Annotated in this window: 25 protein-coding genes; 11 read left to right on the forward strand and 14 right to left on the reverse strand. The window is 73.0% G+C overall.

Annotated elements, in window-relative coordinates:
- Position 1: 1 nt before the first annotated feature.
- Positions 2–1,480, forward strand: coding sequence for an MFS transporter (locus ACZ501_RS11815; protein ID WP_468794431.1), 1,479 nt, complete (start codon positions 2–4; stop codon positions 1,478–1,480).
- Positions 1,481–1,492: 12 nt separating this feature from the next.
- Here the strand turns inward: ACZ501_RS11815 and ACZ501_RS11820 are convergent, their stop codons facing one another.
- The 3 genes from ACZ501_RS11820 to ACZ501_RS11830 all read right to left on the reverse strand — a co-directional run bounded on the left by ACZ501_RS11820 (position 1,493) and on the right by ACZ501_RS11830 (position 8,391).
- Entirely contained in the window at positions 1,493–3,913 is a 2,421-nt protein-coding gene (locus ACZ501_RS11820) for a SpoIIE family protein phosphatase (RefSeq protein WP_468794433.1), read from the reverse strand.
- Positions 3,910–7,980: a HAMP domain-containing protein gene (locus tag ACZ501_RS11825; protein ID WP_468794435.1), complete on the reverse strand. Its 4,071-nt coding sequence runs from the start codon at positions 7,978–7,980 to the stop codon at positions 3,910–3,912. Before ACZ501_RS11825 ends, ACZ501_RS11820 begins: the two co-directional genes overlap by 4 nt.
- A 66-nt stretch (positions 7,981–8,046) precedes the next feature.
- Entirely contained in the window at positions 8,047–8,391 is a 345-nt protein-coding gene (locus ACZ501_RS11830; protein ID WP_361606866.1) for an STAS domain-containing protein, read from the reverse strand.
- Positions 8,392–8,580: 189 nt separating this feature from the next.
- Between ACZ501_RS11830 and ACZ501_RS11835 the strand changes: the two genes are divergently transcribed.
- The 4 genes from ACZ501_RS11835 (at position 8,581) to ACZ501_RS11850 (ending at position 11,403) form a co-directional block, all read left to right on the forward strand.
- Positions 8,581–9,498, forward strand: coding sequence for a SigB/SigF/SigG family RNA polymerase sigma factor (locus ACZ501_RS11835; protein WP_362460458.1), 918 nt, complete (start codon positions 8,581–8,583; stop codon positions 9,496–9,498).
- Between the two features lie 9 nt (positions 9,499–9,507).
- Positions 9,508–9,816, forward strand: a complete 309-nt coding sequence (locus tag ACZ501_RS11840) for an STAS domain-containing protein (protein WP_361606872.1) — start codon at positions 9,508–9,510, stop codon at positions 9,814–9,816.
- On the forward strand, positions 9,813–10,763 hold the full coding sequence (locus ACZ501_RS11845) for an anti-sigma factor RsbA family regulatory protein (protein WP_468794437.1): 951 nt from the start codon (positions 9,813–9,815) through the stop codon (positions 10,761–10,763). Before ACZ501_RS11840 ends, ACZ501_RS11845 begins: the two co-directional genes overlap by 4 nt.
- 175 nt (positions 10,764–10,938) lie before the next feature.
- Positions 10,939–11,403, forward strand: coding sequence for an ATP-binding protein (locus ACZ501_RS11850; protein WP_362460452.1), 465 nt, complete (start codon positions 10,939–10,941; stop codon positions 11,401–11,403).
- A gap of 28 nt (positions 11,404–11,431) precedes the next feature.
- Here ACZ501_RS11850 and ACZ501_RS11855 read toward each other — a convergent pair whose 3' ends face one another.
- From ACZ501_RS11855 to ACZ501_RS11865, 3 genes are all read right to left on the reverse strand, one after another.
- Positions 11,432–13,159: a PP2C family protein-serine/threonine phosphatase gene (locus ACZ501_RS11855; RefSeq protein WP_468794439.1), complete on the reverse strand. Its 1,728-nt coding sequence runs from the start codon at positions 13,157–13,159 to the stop codon at positions 11,432–11,434.
- Between the two features lie 415 nt (positions 13,160–13,574).
- Positions 13,575–13,766, reverse strand: a complete 192-nt coding sequence (locus tag ACZ501_RS11860; protein ID WP_468794441.1) for a hypothetical protein — start codon at positions 13,764–13,766, stop codon at positions 13,575–13,577.
- A 22-nt stretch (positions 13,767–13,788) separates the two neighbouring features.
- Complete coding sequence (locus tag ACZ501_RS11865; protein WP_361611540.1) at positions 13,789–14,157, reverse strand: PRC-barrel domain-containing protein; 369 nt, start codon at positions 14,155–14,157, stop codon at positions 13,789–13,791.
- Between the two features lie 176 nt (positions 14,158–14,333).
- Between ACZ501_RS11865 and ACZ501_RS11870 the strand changes: the two genes are divergently transcribed.
- Positions 14,334–14,765 (forward strand): hypothetical protein, encoded by a 432-nt coding sequence (locus tag ACZ501_RS11870; RefSeq protein ID WP_361611541.1) that lies wholly within the window; start codon positions 14,334–14,336, stop codon positions 14,763–14,765.
- Here the strand turns inward: ACZ501_RS11870 and ACZ501_RS11875 are convergent.
- Entirely contained in the window at positions 14,726–15,703 is a 978-nt protein-coding gene (locus ACZ501_RS11875) for an AraC family transcriptional regulator (RefSeq protein WP_468794443.1), read from the reverse strand. The two genes, ACZ501_RS11870 and ACZ501_RS11875, sit on opposite strands and share 40 nt — an antisense overlap.
- Positions 15,704–16,139: 436 nt before the next feature.
- Entirely contained in the window at positions 16,140–16,262 is a 123-nt protein-coding gene (locus ACZ501_RS11880) for a hypothetical protein (protein WP_361611487.1), read from the reverse strand.
- A 141-nt stretch (positions 16,263–16,403) separates the two neighbouring features.
- On the opposite strand from ACZ501_RS11880, the gene ACZ501_RS11885 reads away from it, so the two are divergent.
- Positions 16,404–16,676, forward strand: a complete 273-nt coding sequence (locus ACZ501_RS11885; RefSeq protein WP_361611486.1) for a WhiB family transcriptional regulator — start codon at positions 16,404–16,406, stop codon at positions 16,674–16,676.
- Positions 16,677–17,113: 437 nt separating this feature from the next.
- Positions 17,114–17,575, forward strand: coding sequence for a C40 family peptidase (locus ACZ501_RS11890; protein WP_362460434.1), 462 nt, complete (start codon positions 17,114–17,116; stop codon positions 17,573–17,575).
- A gap of 171 nt (positions 17,576–17,746) precedes the next feature.
- On the opposite strand, the gene ACZ501_RS11895 is transcribed toward ACZ501_RS11890, so the two are convergent.
- The 3 genes from ACZ501_RS11895 to ACZ501_RS11905 form a co-directional block, all read right to left on the reverse strand.
- Entirely contained in the window at positions 17,747–17,908 is a 162-nt protein-coding gene (locus ACZ501_RS11895; protein WP_361611483.1) for a hydrophobic protein, read from the reverse strand.
- A gap of 66 nt (positions 17,909–17,974) precedes the next feature.
- Positions 17,975–18,352, reverse strand: coding sequence for a hypothetical protein (locus ACZ501_RS11900; RefSeq protein WP_468794445.1), 378 nt, complete (start codon positions 18,350–18,352; stop codon positions 17,975–17,977).
- A gap of 276 nt (positions 18,353–18,628) precedes the next feature.
- Positions 18,629–19,420, reverse strand: coding sequence for an SDR family NAD(P)-dependent oxidoreductase (locus tag ACZ501_RS11905; protein WP_468794447.1), 792 nt, complete (start codon positions 19,418–19,420; stop codon positions 18,629–18,631).
- 145 nt (positions 19,421–19,565) lie between these two features.
- On the opposite strand from ACZ501_RS11905, the gene ACZ501_RS11910 reads away from it, so the two are divergent.
- The 3 genes from ACZ501_RS11910 to ACZ501_RS11920 are packed head-to-tail and all read left to right on the forward strand — an operon-like array spanning position 19,566 to position 21,072.
- The gene (locus tag ACZ501_RS11910; protein ID WP_468794449.1) at positions 19,566–20,138 is read left to right on the forward strand and encodes a TetR/AcrR family transcriptional regulator; all 573 of its coding nucleotides are present in this window, start codon (positions 19,566–19,568) and stop codon (positions 20,136–20,138) included.
- A 26-nt stretch (positions 20,139–20,164) separates the two neighbouring features.
- On the forward strand, positions 20,165–20,818 hold the full coding sequence (locus tag ACZ501_RS11915; RefSeq protein ID WP_468794451.1) for a polysaccharide deacetylase family protein: 654 nt from the start codon (positions 20,165–20,167) through the stop codon (positions 20,816–20,818).
- The gene (locus ACZ501_RS11920; protein WP_468794453.1) at positions 20,779–21,072 is read left to right on the forward strand and encodes a hypothetical protein; all 294 of its coding nucleotides are present in this window, start codon (positions 20,779–20,781) and stop codon (positions 21,070–21,072) included. Before ACZ501_RS11915 ends, ACZ501_RS11920 begins: the two co-directional genes overlap by 40 nt.
- Positions 21,073–21,118: 46 nt before the next feature.
- On the opposite strand, the gene ACZ501_RS11925 is transcribed toward ACZ501_RS11920, so the two are convergent.
- From ACZ501_RS11925 to ACZ501_RS11935, 3 genes are all read right to left on the reverse strand, one after another.
- Positions 21,119–22,027: a Rieske (2Fe-2S) protein gene (locus ACZ501_RS11925; protein ID WP_362460421.1), complete on the reverse strand. Its 909-nt coding sequence runs from the start codon at positions 22,025–22,027 to the stop codon at positions 21,119–21,121.
- Between the two features lie 96 nt (positions 22,028–22,123).
- Complete coding sequence (locus ACZ501_RS11930; RefSeq protein ID WP_362460418.1) at positions 22,124–22,483, reverse strand: subtilase-type protease inhibitor; 360 nt, start codon at positions 22,481–22,483, stop codon at positions 22,124–22,126.
- Between the two features lie 342 nt (positions 22,484–22,825).
- Complete coding sequence (locus ACZ501_RS11935) at positions 22,826–23,692, reverse strand: DUF4389 domain-containing protein (protein ID WP_468794455.1); 867 nt, start codon at positions 23,690–23,692, stop codon at positions 22,826–22,828.
- Between the last annotated feature and the right edge of the window lie 162 nt (positions 23,693–23,854).

Here is a 23,854-nt window from a genome sequence, read left to right on the forward strand (position 1 = left end):
CATGGCTGAGCTTGGGGGACACTGCGCGAGCAGGGACACGGAGACCGTCACCACGAAGGTACCGGCGCGGCTTGACCGGCTGCCCTGGTCGCGGTGGCACTGGATGATCGTGATCGGGCTGGGGACGGTGTGGATCCTCGACGGCCTCGAGGTGACCATCGTCGGCAACATCGCCGGGCGCCTCTCCGAGGACGGCAGCGGCCTGTCCATCACCGACGCCCAGGTCACCGGTGTCGCCGCCGCCCTGTACGTGGCCGGGGCGTGTGCGGGGGCGCTGGTCTTCGGCCGGCTGACCGACCTCTTCGGCCGCAAGAAGCTCTTCCTCGTCACCCTCGGCCTCTACCTCGCGGCGACCGCCCTGACCGCGGTCTCCTTCTCGCCCTGGTGGTTCTTCCTCTTCCGCTTCCTCACCGGCTTCGGCATCGGCGGGGAGTACGCGGCCATCAACTCCGCGATCGACGAACTGATCCCGAGCAAGTACCGGGGGCGGGTCGACCTGATCATCAACGGCAGCTTCTGGCTCGGTGCGGTCGCCGGAGCCCTGCTGTCCGTGGTCGCGCTGGCCACCGACGTGCTGCCCGCCTGGCTGGGCTGGCGGCTGACCTTCGCCCTCGGCGTGGTCCTGGGGCTGGTGATCCTGCTCGTACGCCGCCACGTGCCCGAGAGCCCCCGCTGGATGTTCCTCCACGGCAAGGCCCACGAGGCCGAGGAACTGGTCACCGGCGTCGAACGGCAGGTGGAGGCGGAGAAGGGGGTGCGACTGCCGGAGCCGGACGAAGAGATCACCGTCACCCCGCACCACAGCATCGGCTTCGGTGAGATCGCCCGGACCGTCTTCCGCTCCTACCCCCGGCGGGCCGCCCTCGGCCTGGCGCTCTTCGTCGGTCAGGCCTTCCTCTACAACGCCATCACCTTCGGCTTCGGCACCATCCTGATCCGCTTCTTCGACGTGTCCAGCGGCGTCACCGGTTACTACTTCGCCGTCATCGCCTTCGGCAACTTCCTCGGGCCGCTGCTCCTCGGCCGGTTCTTCGACACCGTCGGGCGCCGCCCGATGATCGCGGGCACGTACGTGCTGTCGGGGTTGCTGCTGTTCGCGACGGCGTGGCTGTTCGGGGCGGGCAGGCTGACCGCGCTGACGATGACCGCCTGCTGGTGCGTGGTGCTCTTCTTCGCTTCGGCGGGGGCGAGTTCGGCGTACCTGACCGTGAGCGAGATCTTCCCGATGGAGACCCGGGCGATGGCGATCGCGTTCTTCTACGCGATCGGCACCGCCGCCGGCGGCATCTCCGGCCCGCTGGTCTTCGCCGACCTCACCTCCAGCGGGGTCCGCGCCGACACCGTCCTGGCCTTCTGCGTCGGAGCCGGGCTGATGGTCGGCGCCGGAGTGGTCGCCGCCTTCTTCGCGGTGGCCGCCGAGGGGCGCTCGCTGGAGGAGATCGCCGCCCCGCTCTCCGTACGGTCGGACACCGCCTCCTGAGGCGGCGCGGCTTCAGTCGACCTGCACCCCGATGACGCAGGTGTCGTCGTCGGTGTCGGACCAGCTCTCGGTGAGCAGCCCGTCCAGCCGGCCGTCTAGGTCGTCGGCCTCCGCGGACACCGAGTCCAGGAGGTGGGCGAGGGAGTCCTGCACGGAGGCGTCCCGGCGCTCGACCAGGCCGTCGGTGAACATCAGCAGGGTGTCCCCCGGTTCGAGCCGGACCTGCTGCTCGGCGTAGGTGACGTCGGGCAGCGCGCCCAGCAGCAGGCCGTCGATGAGGGGGAAGGCCGTGGCGTCGTCCTTCCTGACGAGTACGGGCGGCAGGTGCCCGGCGCGCGCCCAGCGCATCACCCGGGTGCGGGGGTCGTACAGGCCGCAGACGGCGGTGGCCGTGACCTGCTTGGTCAGGTGGTGGGTGACCGTGTTGAGCCAGGACATCAGCTGGCCGGGGCCGGCTCCGGTGACGGCGAGGCCGCGCAGGGCGTTGCGCAGTACGACCATTCCGGTGGCGGCTTCGATGCCGTGGCCGGCGACGTCGCCCACCGACAGCAGGATCAGGCCCGAGGGCAGGACCAGCGTGTCGTACCAGTCGCCGCCGACCAGGGACTCCGTCTCGGCGGGCCGGTAGCGGACGGCGACCCTCATCCCCGGCGCCTCGATGTGGTGGTGCGGGGGCATGATGGCGTGCTGGAGCTGGAGGGCGAGCCGGTTGCGTTCGGCGGATTCGGCTTCCGTGAGGGCGAGCTGGTCCCGGGTCGCGGCGAGGGCCACCTCGGTCCAGTGCTGCGCGGAGACGTCCTGGTAGGCGCCGCGGACGGCGTGCAGCCGCTGGGCCGCGTCCAGCACGGGCTCGGCGACGACCCGTATGTGGCGCAGGATGCCGTCGGAGCGCCGCAGGCGCAGGTCGACGGAGGCGGGGCGCCGGTAGCGCAGGACGGCGCGCAGGAAGCGGCCGAGGGCGGCGGAGTCGTCCGGGTGGGCGTAGTCGGGCAGGTCACGCAGCGGTACGGGGGACGCGGTGACCGGCAGGCCGTGGAGGGCGTACAGCTCGGAGTTCCAGGTGATCTCGCCGTTGGCGAGGTTCTCCTCGAAGCCGCCGATGCGGCCCAGGCGCTGGGCGTGCTGGAGCAGGTTGGCCAGCCGGGCGGTCTCGTCCTCGATGCGCCAGATCAGCAGGACGGCGGCGCCGTGCCGGCTGACGCTGATGTCCGCGACGGAGGTCAGCGGGATCTGGTCGACCAGCGCGGTCAGGCTCACCCGCTCGGCCCGGAAGGGTTCGCCGGTGGCGTGCACCCGCTCGATGGTCTCGAACAGGCCGCTCTCGCCGGCGGCCATCGGGTAGGCCTCCAGCAGCAGGGCTCCGCTGACGTCACCGCGCGGCCGGCCCGCGGGATCGGCGAACCGGCTGTTCACGTGGCGGATGCGGAAGTCGGCCAGCCGGCCGTCCTCGTCGAGGACGGGGGTGAGGATGATGGTCGGGTCGTGCAGTCCCTCGGCGAGGTCGATCAGCTCCGAGACGTCGGGCAGCAGTCCCTCGGCCGCCGCGGCGTCGGGCGGGACCGCCGTGTCCAGGGTGTGGGCGCACAGCTCGGCCAGCGCCTCGACCTGACGCTGGATCTGCGGCGGCTGCGGGGGCAGGGGCTGCGGCCAGCAGACTTCGAGGACGCCGTGCACGCGTCCGCCGGTCCCCGCCGGTACGGCCATCCGGCCGCCGTGCGGCCATTGCAGGTGGCCAATCGAGGGCAGGCCCTCGCGCCCCAGGTCGGGGAGGGTCACCGATGCGCGTTCGCGCAGGGCCATGCGGGGGACGGTCGCGACGCCCGGGGGCACGTGCCGCCAGCGCGAGGCCTCCTCGGAGGGGAACCCGGCGTGGCCCGCGAGGGCCAGCGAGCCGTCGGGGGCCGCGGCCCACACGGCCACGGCGACCGCGCCCAACGGGGTCAGGGCGTTGGCCAGCAGCGATTCCGCCACGGCCTGGGTGTCGGCGGCTGCGGCGAGGACGCCGCTCTCGGCGGTGCGCAGGCGTACCGCCACGTCGGAGGTCCGCGGGGCCGGCCGGGCCGTCGCGGCCCGTTCGACGAACTCCGCTGCGATCTCGCTGACGTGGTCGCGGGCGGCCTGGTTGACGATCTCGGCGGCGAGTTCGAGGGGGGAGAGCCCGGCCTCGCGGCACAGCTCGTCCAGCTGGTGTGCCGCGGCGGCGGGTGTGCAGTCCAGCCGGCCCATCAGGATCCCCTTGGCCAGTTCGACCAGGGCCCGGCCGTCGGCGGCCGCGTGGGCCTCCCGTACCTCTCGGCGCAGTCGCTCGACGGTGGCGACGAGGCGCCCCAGGGGGGTGGGCGCCTGCTGGGGCAGGGAGGGCAGCGCCCGCCCCCCGACGGCGGCCTCGTGCGCGCGCCCGTCGGAGGGCTGGGAGGTGTCGGAGAGGGTCACCGTACGGCCGATCCCTGGTCGACGCGGCCCGGAGCCGTCAGCCAGTGGCGGACGCGGCCGATGAGGTCGTCGGCGTCCACGGGCTTGGTGACGTAGTCGCTGGCCCCGGCGGCGAGGCTCTTCTCCCGGTCGCCGGGCATCGCCTTGGCGGTGACCGCGATGATCGGCAGTTCGGCGTGGGCGGGCATGCTGCGGATCTCCGCGGTCGCGGCGTAGCCGTCCAGCTCGGGCATCATCACGTCCATCAGGATGAGGTCGACCCCGGGGTGGCGGGTGAGCGTGTCGATGCCCTTGCGGCCGTCCTCGGCGTGCAGCACGCGCATGCCGTGCAGTTCGAGGATGCCGCTGAGGGCGTACAGGTTGCGTGCGTCGTCGTCGACGACGAGGACGGTGCGGCCCGCGAGGTCCCCGTCGAGGGCCTGCGGGGCCTGCTCGCCTTCCGCCGCCCGGTTCACGAGCGGCACCACCTCGCCGGGCTGGTCGGCGGACAGGTGCAGGACGATGCGTTCGCGCAGCTCGTCCAGGCTGCTCAGCAGTTCCACGCGGCGGGACACGGCCCGTTCCCGCACGGCCTGTTCCTGGCCGCTCTTGAGGCGGGGGTTGTTGTGGGCGAGGACCGGCAGGGAGCTGAGCGCCGGGTCCCCGTCGAGCGCGTCGAGGAAGCGCAGGGCCTCACCGCCGGGCATGTCCAGTTCGAGGACGACACAGTGGAACGGCTCGGACGCCAGTACGGCGGCGGCTTCGCGGGAGCTGGTGGCGCCGACCACCTGGATGCCCGGGTGCTCCCCGCTTCTGGTGTGGCGCGGTACGAGGTCGCGTTCGGCGCTCTCGGCGACGAGGGAGAGCAGGCCGTTGGGGCGTTCCTCGATCACGAGGAGGCGGCGGGCCTGCCGCTGGCGTGCGCCGGAGGTCTCGGCATCGCCCGAGCGCCGCGGGTCGGGAAGCGCGAAAGCAGCGCCGCGGGGTGCCGGTTCGAGCGCGGCGGGCAGGGCTGCGGAGCCCGGGCCCTCCTCGAAGTCGGCGTGGCTGACCGGGAGGTAGAGCGTGAAGGTGCTGCCCTGGCCGGGCGTGCTCTCCGCCCCGACGGCTCCGCCGAGCAGCTGGGCGATCTCGCGGGTGATGGACAGGCCGAGTCCGGTGCCGCCGTACTTGCGGCTCGTGGTCCCGTCGGCCTGCTGGAAGGCGCCGAAGACGGCCTCGAGCTGCTGTTCGGGGATGCCGATGCCGGTGTCGCGGACACGGAAGGCCATCATGCTTCCGCGGTGCAGCAGCCCGGCGGGCACCTCGGCGTCGGAGGCCCTTTCGATGCGCAGCTCGACGCCGCCGCGCTCGGTGAACTTGACCGCGTTGGACAGCAGGTTGCGCAGGATCTGGCGGAGCCTGGAGTCGTCGGTGAAGAGGTCGGCGGGCGCGTCCGGGGCGGTGGTGACGGTGAAGTCGAGGCTCTTCTGCGTGGTCATCGGCCGGAAGGTGGCCTCGACGTACTCCAGCAGCTGCGGCAGGTGGACCCGCTCGGGGTGGATGTCCATCTTGCCCGCCTCGACCTTGGAGAGGTCGAGGATGTCGTTGATCAGCTGGAGCAGGTCGGAGCCGGCCGAGTGGATGATGCCCGCGTACTCGACCTGCTTGGGGGTGAGGTTGCGGGTGGGGTTCTGGGCGAGCAGCTGCGCGAGGATCAGGAGGCTGTTGAGCGGGGTGCGCAGTTCGTGGCTCATGTTCGCCAGGAACTCCGACTTGTACTTGGAGGCCAGCGACAACTGCTGCGCGCGGTCCTCCAGTTCCTGTCGGGCCTGCTCGATCTGCAGGTTCTTGGCCTCGATGTCGCGGTTCTGGCTGGCGAGCAGGGCGGCCTTCTCCTCCAGTTCCGCGTTCGAGCGCTGCAACTCCTCCTGCTGGTCCTGGAGTTCGGCGGAGCGGGCCTGGAGTTCGGCGGTCAGGCGCTGGGACTCGTCGAGGAGTTCGTCGGTGCGCGCGTTGGCGACGATGGTGTTGACGTTGACGCCGATCGTCTCCATCAGCTGGCTGAGGAAGTCGCGGTGGACGGCGGTGAACGCGGAGAACGAGGCGAGTTCGATCACCCCGAGGACCTGGTCGTCGACGACGATCGGCAGGATCATCAGGCTGCCGGGGGTGGTCTGGCCGAGTCCGGAGGAGATGACGTAGTGCGGGGGCACCTGGTCGGTGGCGATGGTCCGGTGGCTGCGGGCCGCCTGCCCGACGAGGGAGTCGCCGAGGGCGAACTGCACGGTGACCCCGTCGGACACGGAGCGGCCGTAGGAGCCGACGAGCCGGAGCACGGTGCCCCGGGGGGTCTCCTCGGCCAGGTAGAAGGCGCCGTACTGGGCGGCGACCAGCGGGGTCAGCTCGTCCATGACGAGTTCGGCGACGACCGCGAGGTCGCGGTGGCCCTGCATCAGGCCGGAGATCCGCGCCAGGTTGGACTTGAGCCAGTCCTGCTCCTGGTTGGCGCGGGTGGTCTCGCGCAGCGAGCCGACCATGGAGTTGATGTTGTCCTTGAGTTCGGCGACCTCGCCGGAGGCGTCGACCGTGATGGAACGGGTCAGATCGCCCTCGGCGACCGCGCTCGCCACCTCGGCGATGGCCCGGACCTGGCGGGTCAGGTTGCCGGCGAGCTCGTTGACGTTCTCGGTCAGCCGCTTCCAGGTGCCGGAGACGCCCTCGACCTCGGCCTGGCCGCCGAGCCGGCCCTCGCTGCCGACCTCGCGCGCCACGCGGGTGACCTCGGCGGCGAACGCGGACAGCTGGTCGACCATCGTGTTGATGGTGGTCTTCAGCTCCAGGATCTCGCCGCGCGCGTCCACGTCGATCTTCTTCGACAGGTCGCCGTTGGCCACGGCCGTGGTGACGAGGGCGATGTTGCGGACCTGGCCCGTGAGGTTGTTGGCCATGGAGTTGACGTTGTCGGTGAGGTCCTTCCACGTGCCCGCCACGTTGGGCACGCGGGCCTGGCCGCCGAGCCGGCCCTCGGTGCCGACCTCGCGCGCCACGCGCGTGACCTCGTCGGCGAACGCGGACAGCGTGTCGACCATCGTGTTGATGACGCCGGCGAGCGCGGCGACCTCGCCCTTCGCCTCCACCGTGATCTTCTGCGACAGGTCGCCGCGGGCGACGGCGGTGGCGACCTGGGCGATGGACCGGACCTGGCCGGTCAGGTTGGACGCCATGACGTTGACGTTGTCGGTGAGGTCCTTCCACGTGCCGGAGACGCCCCGGACCGTGGCCTGGCCGCCCAGGTTGCCCTCGGTGCCGACCTCGCGGGCCACGCGGGTGACCTCGTCGGCGAACGCGGACAGCTGGTCGACCATCGTGTTGATGGTGGTCTTCAGCTCCAGGATCTCGCCGCGCGCGGTGACGGTGATCTTCTGGGAGAGGTCGCCCTGGGCGACGGCGGTGGCGACCTGGGCGATGGACCGGACCTGCGCCGTGAGGTTGCCGGCCATGAAGTTCACCGAGTCGGTGAGGTCCCGCCAGGTGCCGGAGACGCCCTTGACGTCCGCCTGGCCGCCGAGGAGGCCCTCGGTGCCCACCTCGCGCGCCATGCGGGTGACCTCGCCGGCGAAGGAGGAGAGCTGGTCGACCATCGTGTTGATCGTGTTCTTCAGCTCGAGGATCTCGCCCCGGGCGTCCACGGTGATCTTCTGCGAGAGGTCGCCCTGGGCGACCGCGGTGGTCACCTGGGCGATGTTGCGGACCTGGTCGGTGAGGTTTCCGGCCATGAAATTGACCGAATCCGTAAGGTCCAGCCAGGCTCCGCCGACGCCGGGCACCTCGGCCTGGCCGCCCAGCGTCCCCTCGGTGCCGACCTCGCGGGCCACCCGCGTCACCTCGGACGTGAACAGCGACAGCTGGTTGACCATGCCGTTGAAGACGGTGGCGATCTCCCCGAGGAGCCCCTCCGCCGCATCGGGCAGCCGGGTGCGGAAGTCCCCGTCACGCACGGCCGTCAGTCCCGCCAGCAGGAGGCGCAGCTCCGACTCGGTGATCCCGCCTTCACCGGGTACCACTGGCGCCCCACCCGGTGCAATCGCGCCAGTCCGCTCAGCCATTGCCAACCTCACTCTCGCTGTTACTGCCGGGTGAAGGCTAACCCGGGCGGCGGTACCCCACGGCCCTCACGCACCCAGGGCGTCATGAACGTCACTGTGCAGCGACAGGACCGTGTCCGCCCCGGTCAGGGCGAACAGGCGGCGCAACTGCTCGCCGGGAGCGGCGATCCGCAGCCCGGTCATGCGGTGCACCCGCAGCAGCAGGTTGAGGAAGGAGGAGTCGCCGAACGTGATGGCACTCGCGTCCAGGATCACCGTCCGATGCCGGTCCGCCGCGGCGGTCAGGGCCTCCTCCAGGGAGGCCAGTGTGTCCTGGTCCAGTTCTCCGCGTGCCGCGACGACCCACCCCGGCCCGGCCGGGTAGCTGCCCTCGACCACGCCGTCGCCCTGCACGTCCTCTGCTCCGGTCATGTCCGCCTCCCCGGATCTCACCTGTACGGGTTCCGGAATGGAGTATGCATGCTCGATCACCCGACGACGACGCCCCCGTCGCCCGGCACGCCCTGCGGGTGAAATCTTTCGCGTCCCGCAGGATTACGGTCCCGATCCCGGGGCAGAAGCGCGGCTGCAGCCATCGACTACAGGGAGGGAACGGCCACCATGCCTCGTTCGGCCGCAGTCGTAAGCCCCGATCGTGCGACGGACCACCAGGCTCCGGCCTGTGCTCCGGCCGTGGAAGAGCCGTCGGCGGAAGCCCGGCTCCCGCGGGTGGAACAGGCGAGGGAGGTCTCACCCACGGACGCCAGGGAGTTGTCCCGGCTGTTCTTCGGGAGGTTGCGCACCCTGGAGGAGGGGACACGGGAGTACCAGTACGCCCGCAACACCCTGATCGAGATGAATCTCTCCCTCGTGCAGTTCGCCGCCCGCCGGTTCCGCGCCCGGGCGGCCGGGGGCGGGGTCGACATGGACGACATCATCCAGGTCGGGACCATCGGCCTGATCAAGGCCATCGACCGGTACGACCCGGACCGCGAAGTGGAGTTCTCCACCCTCGCGCTCCCGTACATCACCGGTGAGATCAAGCGGCACTTCCGCGACACCACCTGGGCCGTCCACGTGCCGCGCCGCCTCCAGGAGCTGCGCACCGAGCTCGCCAAGGCCCAGGAGACCCTCACCGACACCCTGAACCGGGCCCCGACGGTCAAGGAGGTCGCCCAGCACCTCGGCCTTTCGGAGGACGAGGTGATCGACGGCCTGGTCGCCGCGAACGGCTACACCAGCGGCTCCCTGGACACCGCCGAGGCGGACGAGGCCCAGGGTTCGGGGCGCCCCGCCCGGGCGCTCGCCGAGAAGATCGGTGACACGGATCCGGCCATGGAGCTCTTCGAGGACTTCCACACCCTCGCCCCGCTGCTGCGGGAACTGGAGCCGCGGGACCGGCTGATCCTGAGCATGCGGTTCGGCCAGGAGAAGACCCAGGCCGAGATCGGGGCCGAACTCGGCATCTCGCAGATGCAGGTGTCCCGGCTGCTTTCGCGTACGCTGGGCCGGCTGCGCGCCGGAATGCTCACCTCTTAAGGAGTCGTGGTGGCCCTGACAGCTCTGCCGCTGGGAGACCGTGCCGGCGCGCGCCTCAGCGGCAGCGGGGACCTCGACACGCGGCCGGCGCTGTGCTCGGCGCTGGCCGCCGTGAGCCGGATCCCCGGTCCCGTGGTCCACCTCGACCTGTCGGCCGTGAGCTTCCTCGACGCGGCCGCCGTGGCCGCCCTGGTGCAGGCGTCGGCCGCGTTCCGCGGGCAGGGCAGGTGCCTGCTGCTCCACAGCCCGCCATACTCGCTCCGCAAGGTAGTGGAGATGTTCCCGGACGAATGTGCCGCGCTGGAGGTCGCAGCATGATCACAGTTCCTGCGGCCAACGGCCCCGGGGCCTTCGTCCATCCCGCACTCTTCTACCAGGGACTCGACGAGTACCTGGCCGGCGTGGGTGGATTCGTGCGTACGGCGCTCGGATCGGACGAACCGGTCCTGGTCGCCGTACCCGGCCCCCGGCTCGACGCGCTGCGGGACAGCCTCGCCGGCACCGGGTCGGACATCGAGTACGTGGACATGACGAGGCTGGGACGCAATCCGGGCCGCATCCTCGCCGCCCTGCAGGACTTCGCCGAACGGCACGAGGGCCGGTCCGCCCGGATCGTCGGCGAGCCGATCTGGCCGGGCCGGACCGCGGCCGAGGTGCTGGAGGCCACGCGTCACGAGGCCCTCATCAACACCGCCTTCGCGGGCCGCGACGCCACCATCCTGTGCCCGTACGACGTGACCGGGCTCTCCGGGGACGTCGTGGCGGACGCCCGGCGGACGCACCCCACGGTCATCGAGAAGGGCCGGGAGCTGCCGAGCCCCGCCTACACCGACGCCGCGGCCGTCTGCGACGGCTGCGACCTCCCGCTGCCCGAACCGGCTCCGGGAGCGGCGAGCCTCGACTACGTGAGCGGGGACCTCGCCCTGGTGCGCGACTTCGCCGAGTCCTGGGCCCGCGGCACGTCCCTGTCTCCGGGGCGGCGGGGCGACCTCATCCTCGCCGTCAGCGAGGCCGCGGCCAACTCCCTCGCCCACGGCGGCGGGCGGGGCACCCTGCGGCTGTGGACCGCCGGCGGGCAGGGCGTGGTGGCCGAGGTCCAAGACGGCGGCCGCCTGGCCGATCCGCTGGCCGGCCGGCGCCGCCCGGCGCTCGCCTCGACCAACGGCGGGCGCGGCCTGTGGATGATCCACCAGCTGTGCGACCTCGTCGAGATCCGTGCCACGCACACCGGCCTCACCTTGAGACTGCACGTGGCCGACGCCTGAGGACCCTCTCCCCTTAAACTGTCCCGGCACTCGTAGTCGCCGGGGATGCGGCCCGCCGGGTGTCCCCGGCCGGCCCGGGGGCATACGTACGGTCTGGAAACCGACGGAAAACAGCCGGGGCCCTTGCGGTCGCCACGAGAAGAAAGCCGTGTCAAACGGTGGGGGTGAGACCACAGTGAAGAGCAGCGGATCGCCGACCGGCCATCCCCCGCACCCGCAGTCGGCGGTAGCGGGCCAGCGCCGACTCCTGGCGCTGGACGGTGTGCGCGGCCAGGTCGCGAAGGGCCGCGATTTCGCGCGCCAGGCGTTGCGCGACTGGGACTGGGGCGGGACGGAGACCTCGGAGGACACCCTGCTCGTCGTCTCCGAGCTGGTCACCAACGCCGGCCTGCACGCGGACGGCTGCCTCCAGCTCGTCCTCACCCGCGGTGACGCCCTGCGCATCGAGGTCTTCGACGGTTCCACGGCCCTGCCGCGCCGCGACCTCTCCCCCCGGCGCGGTGTCCCGGGCGGCCACGGGCTCAACATCATCGACCGCCTCTGCGACCGCTGGGGCGCCGAGCCCTCGGCGCACGGCAAGGTGGTGTGGGCGGAGATCGACGGCTCCCGGCTCGTCTCCGGCCGTTCCGTGGAGCGCTGAGCCGGCCCCCGCCGCGCCCGCCCGGCCCTCAGCGCACCTCGATGACGAGGAGGCAGGTGTCGTCCGCGAACTCCTCCCGCCCGTAGCGGTCCATCAGGGTGTCCAGGACGTGCTGGGCGCCCAGCCCGGAGCAGGTGGCCAGGCGACGACGGAGCGTGGCGATGCTCTCCCCCAGGTCCTCGCCCCGCCGCTCGACGAGGCCGTCGGTGTAGACCAGCAGGACGTCCCCCGCGCGCAGGTCCACCGTCGCGGTGGCGTACCGGTCCCCCGGCAGCAGGCCCAGCAGGGGGCCCCGGTGCGAGGAGTCCAGGGTCGTCGCGCTGCTGCCCCGGAGCAGCAGCGGCGGCGGATGGCCCGCGCAGGCCCAGGTGAGGCGCCGGCCGGTGTCGATGTGCCCGATGACGGCGGTGGCCGTCTCGCCGGAGGGGTCGGCGCAGATCAGTTCGTTCAGCCAGGTCGTCAGGTCTCCGGCGTCGGTACCGGGGGCGTGGGCGAGGCCCGCCAGGGCGTGCCGTTGCTGCGCCATCCGGGCGACGGCGCCGAGCCCGTGGCCGCAGGCGTCCCCCACGGCGAGCAGGATCCTGCCGTCCGGCAGGACCCGGCACTTGTACCAGTCACCGCCGACGGCGGCGTCCGGCTCGGCCGGCAGGTAGGCCGCCGCCACGGCGTAGCCCAGCTCGGCGATCTGTGAGGAGTGGGTGGGCAGGAGCGCCTCGCGCAGCGCGGAGGCGACCCGCCGCTCGGCGGCCGCCTCCTCGCGGAGCCGCTCGGTCTGCCGCCGACTGGCGGCGAGCCGCTCCCTGCTGCGGACCTGCGGGGTCAGGTCGCGGGCGATTAGGTAGAACGCCCAGGGCAGCCCGTGGGTGTCGATCACCGGGCGCCCCACCACGTGCAGGGTCCGGACGTCGCCGTGGACGTTGAAGCGGATGTCGGTGCCGGACGGCTCCTCGCCGTCGAAGAGCTCCCTCAGCAGCAGGCCGAAGCGGGTCACGTCCTCGGCCAGCACCGCGTCGCACAGGTCCGTGAGGGTCATCCGGCCGTCGGGTCCGGTACGGAAGATCGCGCACAGGCCGTCGGACCAGGTGGTGGTTCCGGCCAGCAGGTCGAAGTGGGCCCATCCCATGGAGGCGATGTACTGGGCTTCCAGGGACATCAGCTCGGTGTGCACGTGCGCCGGCCGCCAGGTCGCGAGCACCTGCCCGCCGCAGGACGCGGCGTCGTAGAGCAGTGTCGTACGGTGCAGCCGGCCGGCCCGCCATTCGGTGTAGTCGACCGGGTGCGCACGGAGGGGGTGGCCGGTGCTCAGGACGCCCGTCAGCGCGGCGAGGAGGCCGCCCGCCTCGGCGCCGGGCCGGGCCGCGAGCAGTCTCTGCCCGACCTGGCGGTCGGGCGCGTCGAGCCATTCGGCGGACCGGACGTGGTTCCCGGCGCGGACGACGAAGTCGACCGTACGGCCGCCGTCGTCCTCGACGGGGGCGAGGAGGGCGGCGGAGACGGGGATGGCGGGCAGGGTGGCGCACACGCAGGCCCAGGGGTCCTGGTCCCCGCCCGGGTCGCCGCACCGGTGGCCGTCCTGGCCGGTGCCGCAGGAGCAGGCCGGGGCGGCGGGCTCCGCCGGCCGGGCGGGTCCGGCGTCGGGGGCGGGCTCCTCGTGCCGGACTCCGGCGCTGCGTCCCGCCGCGGCGCGCAGCGCGGCCACCTCGCGCGCGATGAGCAGTTTGAGCCCCTCGGGGTCCTCGGGAACGGCGGGACTCATGACGGGCCTGCCTTCCGGCTGGATCGTCCGGACGGCGCGGGTCTGCCGCGTCGTCCGGTGGGGGCACAGGGCCATGCTGCAAGCCGCCGCCGGGGCGCGCACGTCGGGTTCCGCCGACCGGCCCTGAACCGGGGGGTTTGGAATCCCGGGGAGGGGACACACGCGGGATGTCGGTGCGTTGCCCCTTTGAGCGGTGTGGCAACCCCCGAGAGCGGTGGCCGCACTCCGTCCTCCTTCCCCCCGGAACGGCGTGCGGCCACCGCATGGCCATGTCCGCATGCCTGTTCGCATGCCTGTCCGCGTCCGCCCCAGTACGCGCCTTCTCGCGGGGGCCGCTACCCGACGGGCGGGGGGCCCGGACACGGCTGTGGCTCCCCGGCACCGGGAAGGTGCCGGGGAGCCACAGCCGAACCTGTCACCGCCGGCGGTCGCGGCCCGCCGTACGGCGCTGTGCGTCGGTGTTCGGGCTCAGGGCGTCGCCCGCCTCCCCGTCCTCGCTGCCGGGGATGACGGCGTCCTCGGCTTCCTTGCGTGCCGCGCGGTCGCCGCTCTCCCCCGGTGCCTTCGAGGGCGGGGTCGTCACCTGGTGCTTCTTGTGCTCGCTCATCTGCGGTGCTCCTTGGGGCGGTTCAGAGGGGGCGGCCGCCGAAGGCGCCACCGGCCTTGTAGTAGGCGGCCAGTTCGTCGTGGTAGCCGGCGTCCCCGAGGTGCTTCTCGCGGTGGAACTCGGGGGCGTTCTTGATCTGCTCCTTCGTCCGGTCCACGTAGATCTTCTCCTCGTCCACGTCGATCCGCGAGACGGTGCCGGCCGGCAGGAGGACCTCCTTGCCGAAGATCCAGGGGCCGGTGTCGACCACGATGTAGGCGGAGCCGGCCTCGTCGGAGTGCTTGTCGACCTTGCCGATGCTGCCGTCGACGGCCTCGACCTTGAAGCCGCTCAGATCCGCGCCCTGCAGCCGGCCGGACGTCTCGCGGTAGCCCCACGCGTTCTCGGTCATGAAGAGTGGTCCTTTCAGCTCGGATGGTGTTGTCGTCTTGCGTGACAGCCCGCCTGCCCCGCATGTCGGTTCTCACACGGGCGCATCGGGCATGTGCTTCGTTTTCCGGCTTTCGGGCGCGGATCCGTTCGCCGAGCGGCTTTCGCCGCGGGCCGGGGGCGGCTGAAGTAGGAGGCATGCCTCCCACACAGTCCGTACCGACCGCCGAACCCCCCGAGGAAGGCGGCGGCGACGACTGCGAGCGGGTCCGGCGCGTCCTGTCCCGGGCCGGCTTCGACACGTCGTCGCGGGAGGGGGAGGGCCTGCGGGTGTGGGCCTCCGCCGAGGGGGTCATGGTCGGCTGGGTCGCCCGTGAGGTGCTGTGGCCGACCGTCCAGGTCCACGGCCACGAGGAGGACCTGAGCCGGTTCACCTCGCTGACGGGCCTGCACACGGCGCTCCGGACTGCCCTCGCCGTGACCCTGCGCGAAGCGGGCCTGGAGGTCCGGGCGAGCGGGGAGCACCTGCTGGCCGTCCTGCCCGGGCCGACTCCGGCGGACGCGGGGGCCGGGGGCGCGGGGCTGACCCCTCAGGACCGGCCGAGGGTGTGCCGGGGAGCGACGCCGTAGGCAGCCCGGTAGGCCGCGGAGAACCGGCCCTGGTGGTGGAAGCCCCACCGGCCGGCGATGGCCGCGACCGTGTCCCGGGAGGGGTCCGCGGCGACCAGGTCGGCATGGGCCAAGGCCAGCCGCACGCGGCGCAGGTAGGCCATCGGCGTCGTGCCGAGGTGGCGCCGGAAGGCGTACTGGAGGGCTCGCGGAGTGACGCCGGCGGCCGTGGCCATCTCGGCCAGGCCGATTTCGCCGGCCGGCCGGGACTCGATGAAGGCGACGGCCCGGCGGACGGCGTCCGGCGTCGCGTCCCGGGTGTCCGCGAGGACGGGATCGGGCCGGGCATCGGTGGGGAAGGCGGCCAGGACGGTCGCGGCGAGCATCCTGGCGACGGCGTCGACGACCAGCGCTTCGCCGCCCGCCGGCCGCGCCAGGACGCTCTCCTCGACGTAGTCGACGGTCCTCTTCCACTGGCCGGCCATGGCCGGGGAGACGGGGGTGAAGCGGAGGAAGCGCAGTGGACGGGCGGCCTGCCCGGGCGGGCGGCCCGCGAGTTCCTCCACGAGGGCGACCGGTACCGTGACGGCCCGCAGCTCGGCCGCGTACACCCGGCCGGCGTACGGCAGATGGGGCTGTGAGATCGCCAGGACGTCGCCCGGGCCGGCTTCGGTGACGTCGTCCGCGCATTCCCGGGCCATACGGCCGCCGACCACATGGGTGACGGCCACGGCGCCGAGGGCTCCGGTGGCGTAGGAGTAGTCCGTCGGCAGGGAGAGGGTGCTGAGCGAGACGGGGCCCGCGCTGGCGCGGGAGTACCGGAAGGGGCTGCGGGGCTCGGGCGCCTTGATGCGCAGGCTCGTCCCGTACGCGGCATGCAGCCAGTCGCGGGCCTCGTCGACATCGGTGGTCCGGAAGGCGGGCGTGCCGGCTGGACCCGGGTTCTGCGGCTGTCGCACGGCGAGGGTCCCCCTGATCCGCGGCGGGCGCGGCACGGAGGAGCAGCGCGGCTCCAGCGTACGCCGGACCGCGGGCGGGCAGATGCGCCCGGCCCTGCTGTCCGGCCCCGTACCGCCGTCTTCCGCGCCGGGGGGCCGCCGCCCTGTGCCCGTGAGCCGCCCGGCCCCGGTGTGGGACGGGAGCGGCGGCGGGGGCCGCCGACGGGGCGGCCGGGTGGCGCCGGTGCCTGCCCCGGGGCAGGGCCGGCTTCGGCGCTCCGGACGCTCCGCGGTCCGTCGGGGCGTCCGGCACGGGGTGCGGGGGCCCGGCTCCCTGCCGGGGCGGGGCCGCAGCGCTTGCCGCCGGGCCCAGCATGCGCTCCTCGTAGCGGCCGAGCCCGAGGACGGCGCACAGCAGCAGGGGTGGGATGAGCAGCGCCAGGAACAACACGGAGGGCTACCGGTGCCTGGTCAGCGTGGTCACCAGGACGAGCACGGCGAAGGCCATCACCAGCAGGTGCAGCCACACGGGTCCGGATGGCGCGGCCCAGGCGAGCACCGCGGTCGTGTTCGGTGTCATACAGGCGCGCATGCCCCCGTGCGGAGAGGTGACACAGCCGGCGGGCGGCCGTCCGGGGCCGAGTGGCAGGTTTGATCCGAACGGGTGGGAACAGACGTGCTCCTGACACCGGTACGGATACCGACACTGAAGGAGCGACCCATGCCGAAGCCTCCCCGCCTCCGCCCTGTGCTCGAGCACTGGGCCTGGCAGTTCCACGCCGCGTGCCGGGGGGTGGAGTCGGAGCGGTTCTTCGGCCCCTGGAACGAGTCCCGCGGCGACCGGGAGCAGCGCGACCAGCAGGCGAAGGAGTTGTGCGCGTCCTGCCCGGTGCGCCAGGCGTGCCTGCGCCACGCGCTGCTGATGGGTGAGTCCTACGGCGTGTGGGGCGGTTTGACCGCCCCGGAGCGACGCCGACTCCAGACCGTCGGCTAGGCCGTGCCTGCGGTCTGCGGCGGCTCGGGCGGTCGCGAGGAGGGGTCTGCCGGTCCGGCGGGCCCCTCTTCTCTGCGGCCGAGGACTTCTCGCACCGGCAGGTGGCAAGGGTGGGTCCGTGGCCGGGCGTTAATCCATTCGAGCCGGCAACGTCCATGACGGGAGCGGCAGTTCGCTCGCAAAAGCGCCACTCCCCAGTCGGCCGGAGCCTTTCGCCGGGCCTCGGCAGAGGTGGGGCGCCGAACGGGCGAATGGCCTGTCCGGGTGGGCACATGATCTCCGGCCGCTTTACCCAACCGAGACAATTCCTGCCGTGTCCGACGCCTCGCAGGTGGACACTTCGTGCAAAATGGGCGGTCGTCGGGAGCCGTTACGCAGTCACCGAGAACAGTCACCGTCATGGTCTTGTTCCTGTATCGAATGCGCAGGTATCACGATTGCCGAAAACAAAAAAACGCCCCGAGAGCCATCGCTCCCCCGCTTTGTTCCTCGCGATCTCCGTGGCCGCCGCCCTGTTCACGCCCGCCAGCCCGGCGCAGGCCGCTTCGCTCTACGGCATAAAGGCCGTTGCCATCGCGGCATCCAAGAAAGGCTCCCCTTACGTCTACGGCGCCACAGGGCCCAACGAATTCGACTGCTCAGGACTGACCCTCTACGCCTTCCGCAAGGCCGGCCGGGCCCTTCCCCGCACCGCGGCGGCCCAGTACGAGAGCACCCTGCACATCCCGCGCACCCAGCGCGCACCCGGCGACCTGGTCTTCTTCCCCACAGGGGGCACCATGGGCCACGTCGGCATCTATGCGGGGCACAACAAGATCTGGCACGCCCCCAAACCCGGTACCCGTGTGCGGCTCGAGCGCATCTGGACCGGCACCGCCCGCTACAGCCGGGCCAATTGAGCGGCCGCGAACAGGCCGACACCGACGACCGGTGAAACAGCGAAACCCGACCGGCGAACCACGGCCGGCGAACGGCGAACGGCGGGCATCCCCGAAAGCCCGGGGGCCGCGTCGGTGCGGCCCCCGGGCCGGGGTCAGTCTCGGAATTCTTCTACGGGGCTCTGCGCCGTCCTACCAGCGGTACCACCGCCCGCTGCTGCCGCTCGGCCGCGCGACGAAGCCGATCAGCCAGAGGACCAGGACCGCCAGAGCGACCCACCACAGAATCTTGATCGCGAAACCCGCACCGAAGAGAATCAGCGCGAGCAGAAGTACCAGAAGCAGGGGAACCATGTTTATCAACCTCCGAGAAGCCGTATGCCCGGGAGCCCCGCCCCCATGCACGGCGCCGACGAATCGTCACTCCGTCGGACGCTTCCCGCCCCGCCCGCAATTCCCCCTGGCCGCCGGTGAATGGGGGCCGAAGGACCCTGGTTCCGTGACGCGGCGGATCCCGGCGCAGGCCGCGACCCGGCGCTGACGGCCGTCCCGCAGTGCGGTGACGCGGACCTGGCCCGCGGGGAAGGGGTCGCGCCCGTTCGGGCCGGGCACCTGCGCGAACGGGGTCCAGGAGCCGTCCGGCCTCCTGATGCCGTGCCGGACCCGTGCGACGGTAAACCACGGGCCGTTGTCGGGCGCGATGCCGAGCACCACGGCGGAGCCGTCCGCCATGCCGGCCGCGGCGCGCTGGACGCCCGTGAACGAAGCGGCGTCGGCGGGGCCCGGCGGGGGGCGCATGCCGCTCCACGAACCGTCGGGGTGGCGCGCGGTGTGGAAGAGCGCGCGCCACCCCGACGGCGTACGGGGGCAGTTGGCCGGAGGAGAACCACACCGGGTGGGTGAGGGCGACCAGTTGGAGCTTCGGGGGTGTTCGCTCGGCACAGTCGTGCTCGCCGTTCACGTGAGGGCGGGGCGGGATGCGTACGTGTGCGGCCCGCCCGCCGGGAGGCGGGGCGGAGCGGTGGGGGGAAGGGGCAGCGGCGGTCCCGCCCGGCGGTGCGGGACCGCCGCCGTCTACCGGTGCGAGCGCTGGGCCTCGACGATCTGTCGCACGGAGCCATCGAGGCCGGCCCGGGCCTGGACCCGCTCGGCGAAGCCGGGGAACTGCCCTGCGACGGCGCTGAGCAGCCGCAGTTCGAGCGGCGCGACGTTGATCTCGCACCGGTCGCGCCGGACGGCCCGTACGACGCCGTCGGCGACCTGCGCGGGCGTCACGGTCCTGATGCCGCTCGGCGGGGTCGCTCCCGTCGCCGCGAACATCCCGGCGTCGCGGACGAAGCCGGGCTGGACGAGGGAGACGCCCACGCCCGTGCCCCGCAGCTCCTGGCGCAGGGCGAGGGCGAATCCGCGCAGCCCGAACTTGGTCGCGTTGTAGAGGGAGGTCGACCTGGTCGCGGCCTTGCCGGAGATGGAGCCGACCAGCACGATGTGGCCGCGGCCGCGGGCGGCCATGTGCTCGGCGAGGAGCCGGGACAGCAGGACGGGCGCGCGCAGGTTGACGTCGAGGGCCCGGTCGAGCTGCTCCTCGGTGTAGTCCAGCAGCTCGCCGCTGGCGGGCAGGGCGGCGTTCGCGACGAGGACGTCGGCGTCGGCGCAGGCCTCGGCCAGCCGGACCACGTCGGCCCGGACCGCCAGATCGGCGACGACGGTCCTGGCGCCGTATGCGTCGGCGGTCGTCTTGAGGGCCTCCTCCCTGCGCCCGGTGACCGTGAGGCGGGCTCCCTGGGCGGTCAGGCGCGCCGCGAGGGCGGAGCCGATGCCGCCGGTGGCTCCGGTGAGCAGAACGTGTGATCCGGATATGTCCATGAATGACTCCCGTGCGGCGTCCCTCAACTGTTCGTTCGAACGAACAGTAGGGATCGCTCCGTGCCTTGTCCACACCGCGGGCGCCCCAACTCCCCTGCCGGGGGCGGGCGGAGGACCGCGGCGGCCGATGGGGCAGAATGCCGTCATGCCCCACGCTTCCGACACCCGCCAGCGCATCGTCGACGCCGTGCTGCGGATCATCGGGCAGGACGGCATCGCCGCTCTCACCAACCGGCGGATCGCCAAGGAGGCCGCGGTCTCCCTCGGCTCCGTCACCTACCACTTCGCCACCCAGCACGAGCTGCTCCGCGAGAGCCTGCTGCACTTCGTGGCCGAGGAGACCCGGCACTTCACGGAGCTCGCGGACGCGTGCGCCGACGAGCGCTTCGACATCGGGCAGGCGGCCGAGGTGGTGGCGCGGGTGGCGGGCGGCAACGCCTTCGACAGCCGGCACATCGCGCCCTTCGAGCTCTACGTCCAGGCCGGCCGGGACGAGCGGCTGCGCGCCGCCGCCGCCGAGTGCTTCGCCGCCTACGACCTGCTGGCCGCCCGGATCCTGGCCCAGCTCGGCGTGCCGGACCCCGAGCGCCTGGCGGGCGTGGCCGTCGCCCTGGTCTTCGGGCAGCAGCTGCGCCGCCTGGCCACCGGCGCCCCGGCCGAGGACCTCGTCGAAACCCTGCTGGTCCTCACGCAGCTCACCGCGCCGCAGGCCCCGTAGCCCCCGCTCCGGATAGGGTGCCGCCCGTGTCCGAGCACCAGCGCGATCTCGTCGGCTACGGCGCCGAGCCCCCGCACGCCGCCTGGCCGGGCGGCGCCCGCGTCGCCGTCAGCCTCGTCCTCAACTACGAGGAGGGCGGCGAGCAGAACGTCCTCGAGGGCGACCCCGCCTCCGAGGGCTACCTCCATGAGATCGTGGGCGCGCCGCCGGTGGTCGGCGGGCGCGAGCTGAACGTCGAGTCGATGTTCGCCTACGGCTCGCGCGCCGGCTTCTGGCGCGTCCACCGCACCCTCGCGCGGCACGCCGCGCCGGTCACCGTCCACGCCGTGGGGCAGGCGCTCGAGCGGAACCCGGAGGCGGCGCGGGCGATGGGCGCCGCCGGGTGGGAGGTGGCGGGCCACGGCTGGCGCTGGATCGACTACCGCCACGTACCCGAGGACACCGAGCGCGCCGACGTCCGCCGTTGCGTCGCGACGATCGAGCGTCTCGTGGGCCGTCGGCCCGTCGGCTGGTACACCGGCCGGACGAGCCCCCGCACGCGGCGCCTCGTCGTCGAGGAGGGCGGGTTCCTCTACGCTCGGACGACTACTCCGACGACCTCCCCTTCTACGTGGAGGCGGCCGGCCGGCCGCACCTCGTCGTGCCGTACAGCCTCGACGCGAACGACTTCAAGTTCCTGATCGTCCACGGCTTCACCACCGCCGACGACATGCTGGCCTACCTCGTGGACACCTTCGACGCGCTCCACGCCGAGGGGGCCGACCGCCCGCGCATGATGAGCGTGGGCCTCCACTGCCGGATCATCGGCCGGCCCGGCCGCATCCGCGCGCTGGACGGCTTCCTGGAGCACGTCGCGCGGCGCGGCGGAGCGTGGATCGCCACCCGGGAACAGATCGCACGCCACTGGGCGACCGCGCACCCGCCGGGGCGCTGACCCGCGCCCCCCAGGCGCCGGATGCCGGGGCGCCCGTTCTCCGCGGTCACTCCTGCGGGTGCCGGCGCCGCAGGCGGGCCTCGACCTGGCCGTCGACCGTGCGGCATTCGAAGGAGGGCTGCGGCGCGGTCGCGGGGCCGCGCACGTTCCAGCCGTCCGACAGCCGGAAGACGCTCCCGTGCCAGGGGCAGCGGACGCAGCCGTCCTCGATGTCCCCCTCGAACAGGGGCCCGGCCATGTGGGAGCAGCGGCCGGCCAGTCCGTGGATCTCGCCGCCGGTCTGCCGCACCACCAGCACCTCCACGCCGGCCACCACGACCCGTACCGGCCGGCCCACGGGGAAGTCGGCGACGGCGCCGATCCTGATCCAGCCCTGCGGCACGAGGTGGGGCACCGCCTCCGCGTGGTTGGCGCCGGCCGCCTGACGGTAGGCGAGGTGTCCGCCGAGGGCGCCGCCGATCCCGACCGAGGCGAGGCCGGCCGCCGCGAGGAGCCGGCCGCGCAGCTGCCTCCCGCGCAGACGGGCGGTGAGGGAGGCGGCGTAGAAGGACACGCCCGCCAGGTTCGCCGCCGCGTGGACGAGTCCCACCCGCGCCTGCTCCGGCGGCAGCTCCGCCCAGTCCGCCCAGCCGGCCACCGCGGCCGGGGCCGCCGCCGCGAGACCGACGCCGATCAGCACCTGCTGCTCACCCCGCCGGCCGGGCATGCAGTCCAGCACGGCGGCCGAGAGCCAGGCGCCGAGGGGGACCTGCACGAGCAGGGGGTGCAGCGGGTGTCCGAGCGGGAGGCCGTGCAGGACGTCGCGGCCCCGGCCCAGCGGGACGGCGCGCACGGCCCGGCGCACCACGGACGCGAGGCGGTCGGCCGCGGACCACTCCTCCAGCCGTTCCAGACCGGTGAGCAGGCCTTGCGACCAGGCGGGGGAGGCGGATCGGGTCAGGGGTTGACTGGTCATGCGCGGCGTCTACCCGGAAGTCCGCGCTCTACCGCCCGGGGCCGTGGCGGCGGCCCCGGAGGCCGCCGCCCGGGACGGCCGCCGGGGTGCGGGGAATCAGAACGCGAAGACGGCGTTGCCGTTGACGGTCGCGGCCATGGCGCAGCTGTTGGAGAAGGTGTGCTTCCAGCTGACCCGGCTGCCCTGCCAGACGCCTTCCGCGGTGACGGTCACGGGCGCGTAGTGCATCGGGCAGGCGCGGTTCACGTCCGGGGCGGCGAGCAGCCGGTCGAAGCTGCCGCCGGTGGCCTTCAGGGCGGTACAGGCGGCCTGGGGGTCGGGGTGGGTGCCCTGCGCGGACGGCATGCAGCTGAGGGTGGCGGCGCGCAGGACCGTGCCCGAGGCGTCGTCGCCCTGGGCGACGGAGAAGACCATGGCGGACGGGGCGTACAGGCTGGCGGGCTTTGCCTCCGCCATACCGGTGGCACCTCCCAGGCACAGGAGGGCGGCGGCGGGGACGGCAGCGAAGCGGTAACGCACGACAGGACTCACTTTCGATACGAAGGTTGAGCGCGACAATTACTTGCGTTGTCTGGCTCCGACGCGTCCGAGTCTGTCGGATGTGAAGGTGGGATGCAGGTCGATGGCCGTTTTACGGACAACCCGTCCGACTATCGGATACCGAAGGGCTGTTCGGGCAGCTCACGCGGCATGCGCCGCTCCCCCGGCCGCCCCGAAACCCGGGCGGAACGGTGCGTGGCCGGCCGGACGCGTACCGCTGACCTGGCGTCCAGCGGCCCGTGTTCACCTGAAGGTCATTCAGCTTGTCCGGATCGGTGCGCTTGCCGGGCCTTCCAGCGCTGCGGGCGGGGCCGCGGGGGCGGTGGGGGCGTGGGAGGAGCCGTACCGGTGGTCGTCCCGGTGGTCGTCCCGCACCCGGACCGCCGGGGACGCGCACGCGACGACGATGCCCACGACGAGGATCAGCACGATCAGCGCCTTCGCCGGCGTACCGAGGACCAGGGGGCGCGTACCGGAGGGCACGGCCGGGGCGGGGAGGCCGGCGGCGGGCGGGGCGTCGCCGAACAGGCGCTTGGGGTAGGCGGAGGTCAGCATCATCGTGTACGCCTGGTAGCGCATCCGGTACCGGGCCACGGCGGCGACGGCGCCGAAGACGGCCGGGGGCATGCGCCCCAGCACGAGCGTGATCAGCCAGAACACCCAGCAGACGGCGGCCCAGCCGTACTGCAGGAGGGTGGTGACGATCACCGCCGGGATCATCAGGACGATGCGGAACAGCACGGCCGACCGGTTCAGCTCACCGGGGCGCAGCTCGATGCGGACCGGGTGGCCGGGCGTCTCGAAGGAGAACGGCGGGTACCGGTCCACCAGCAGCATCGCCGCGGCGGTGACCCGGGTCTCGTACGCGAGGAACAGGCCGAGGAACCGGGCGATCCCGTCGGGCAGCCGGCCCCGCACCAGGGCGGCGAACCAGCCGGCGATCGTCACGAAGAAGGCGGCGACCCCGAGGAGGGCGGTGACGATCAGCTGCGGCAGCAGCAACAGCAGCCGCAGCAGGACCGTCCAGCGCCGCTGCCGGCCGGGCGGCGGGACGTCGAGCTCCGGCAGGTGCTCACCGCGGGGCTGCCCGGCGTCGGGCGGGCGGGGGGTCCAGCCTGTGGTCATCGGGCGCTCCAGCCGTCGGGGGGCGCGCGGACCGTGACCCCGCCGGACGTCCGGGCGGCTCGTGGCCGTGGAACCGGCGGGTTCCGCGCGTACGCCCTGCCAGGGGTACCGCGCGGAACCCGCCATTCCAAGGACCCCGGCTGGAGGGGGCCGCTCGTTGCC

Source organism: Streptomyces sp. NPDC034085, assembly GCF_055575555.1.

Bases quoted from the DNA above. Each gene is read 5' to 3' on its own strand.
- ACZ501_RS11910 (WP_468794449.1), top strand. From the start codon at position 19,566: ATGCCCCACGCTTCCGACACCCGCCAGCGCATCGTCGACGCCGTGCTG.
- ACZ501_RS11925 (WP_362460421.1), bottom strand. From the start codon at position 22,027: ATGACCAGTCAACCCCTGACCCGATCCGCCTCCCCCGCCTGGTCGCAA.
- ACZ501_RS11855 (WP_468794439.1), bottom strand. From the start codon at position 13,159: ATGAGTCCCGCCGTTCCCGAGGACCCCGAGGGGCTCAAACTGCTCATC.
- ACZ501_RS11900 (WP_468794445.1), bottom strand. From the start codon at position 18,352: ATGCGCCCCCCGCCGGGCCCCGCCGACGCCGCTTCGTTCACGGGCGTC.
- ACZ501_RS11815 (WP_468794431.1), top strand. From the start codon at position 2: ATGGCTGAGCTTGGGGGACACTGCGCGAGCAGGGACACGGAGACCGTC.
- ACZ501_RS11880 (WP_361611487.1), bottom strand. From the start codon at position 16,262: ATGACACCGAACACGACCGCGGTGCTCGCCTGGGCCGCGCCATCCGGA.
- ACZ501_RS11835 (WP_362460458.1), top strand. From the start codon at position 8,581: ATGCCTCGTTCGGCCGCAGTCGTAAGCCCCGATCGTGCGACGGACCAC.
- ACZ501_RS11935 (WP_468794455.1), bottom strand. From the start codon at position 23,692: ATGACCACAGGCTGGACCCCCCGCCCGCCCGACGCCGGGCAGCCCCGC.
- ACZ501_RS11885 (WP_361611486.1), top strand. From the start codon at position 16,404: ATGCCGAAGCCTCCCCGCCTCCGCCCTGTGCTCGAGCACTGGGCCTGG.
- ACZ501_RS11930 (WP_362460418.1), bottom strand. From the start codon at position 22,483: ATGGCGGAGGCAAAGCCCGCCAGCCTGTACGCCCCGTCCGCCATGGTC.
- ACZ501_RS11825 (WP_468794435.1), bottom strand. From the start codon at position 7,980: ATGGCTGAGCGGACTGGCGCGATTGCACCGGGTGGGGCGCCAGTGGTA.
- ACZ501_RS11830 (WP_361606866.1), bottom strand. From the start codon at position 8,391: ATGACCGGAGCAGAGGACGTGCAGGGCGACGGCGTGGTCGAGGGCAGC.
- ACZ501_RS11870 (WP_361611541.1), top strand. From the start codon at position 14,334: ATGCCTCCCACACAGTCCGTACCGACCGCCGAACCCCCCGAGGAAGGC.
- ACZ501_RS11905 (WP_468794447.1), bottom strand. From the start codon at position 19,420: ATGGACATATCCGGATCACACGTTCTGCTCACCGGAGCCACCGGCGGC.
- ACZ501_RS11895 (WP_361611483.1), bottom strand. From the start codon at position 17,908: ATGGTTCCCCTGCTTCTGGTACTTCTGCTCGCGCTGATTCTCTTCGGT.
- ACZ501_RS11860 (WP_468794441.1), bottom strand. From the start codon at position 13,766: ATGAGCGAGCACAAGAAGCACCAGGTGACGACCCCGCCCTCGAAGGCA.
- ACZ501_RS11865 (WP_361611540.1), bottom strand. From the start codon at position 14,157: ATGACCGAGAACGCGTGGGGCTACCGCGAGACGTCCGGCCGGCTGCAG.
- ACZ501_RS11845 (WP_468794437.1), top strand. From the start codon at position 9,813: ATGATCACAGTTCCTGCGGCCAACGGCCCCGGGGCCTTCGTCCATCCC.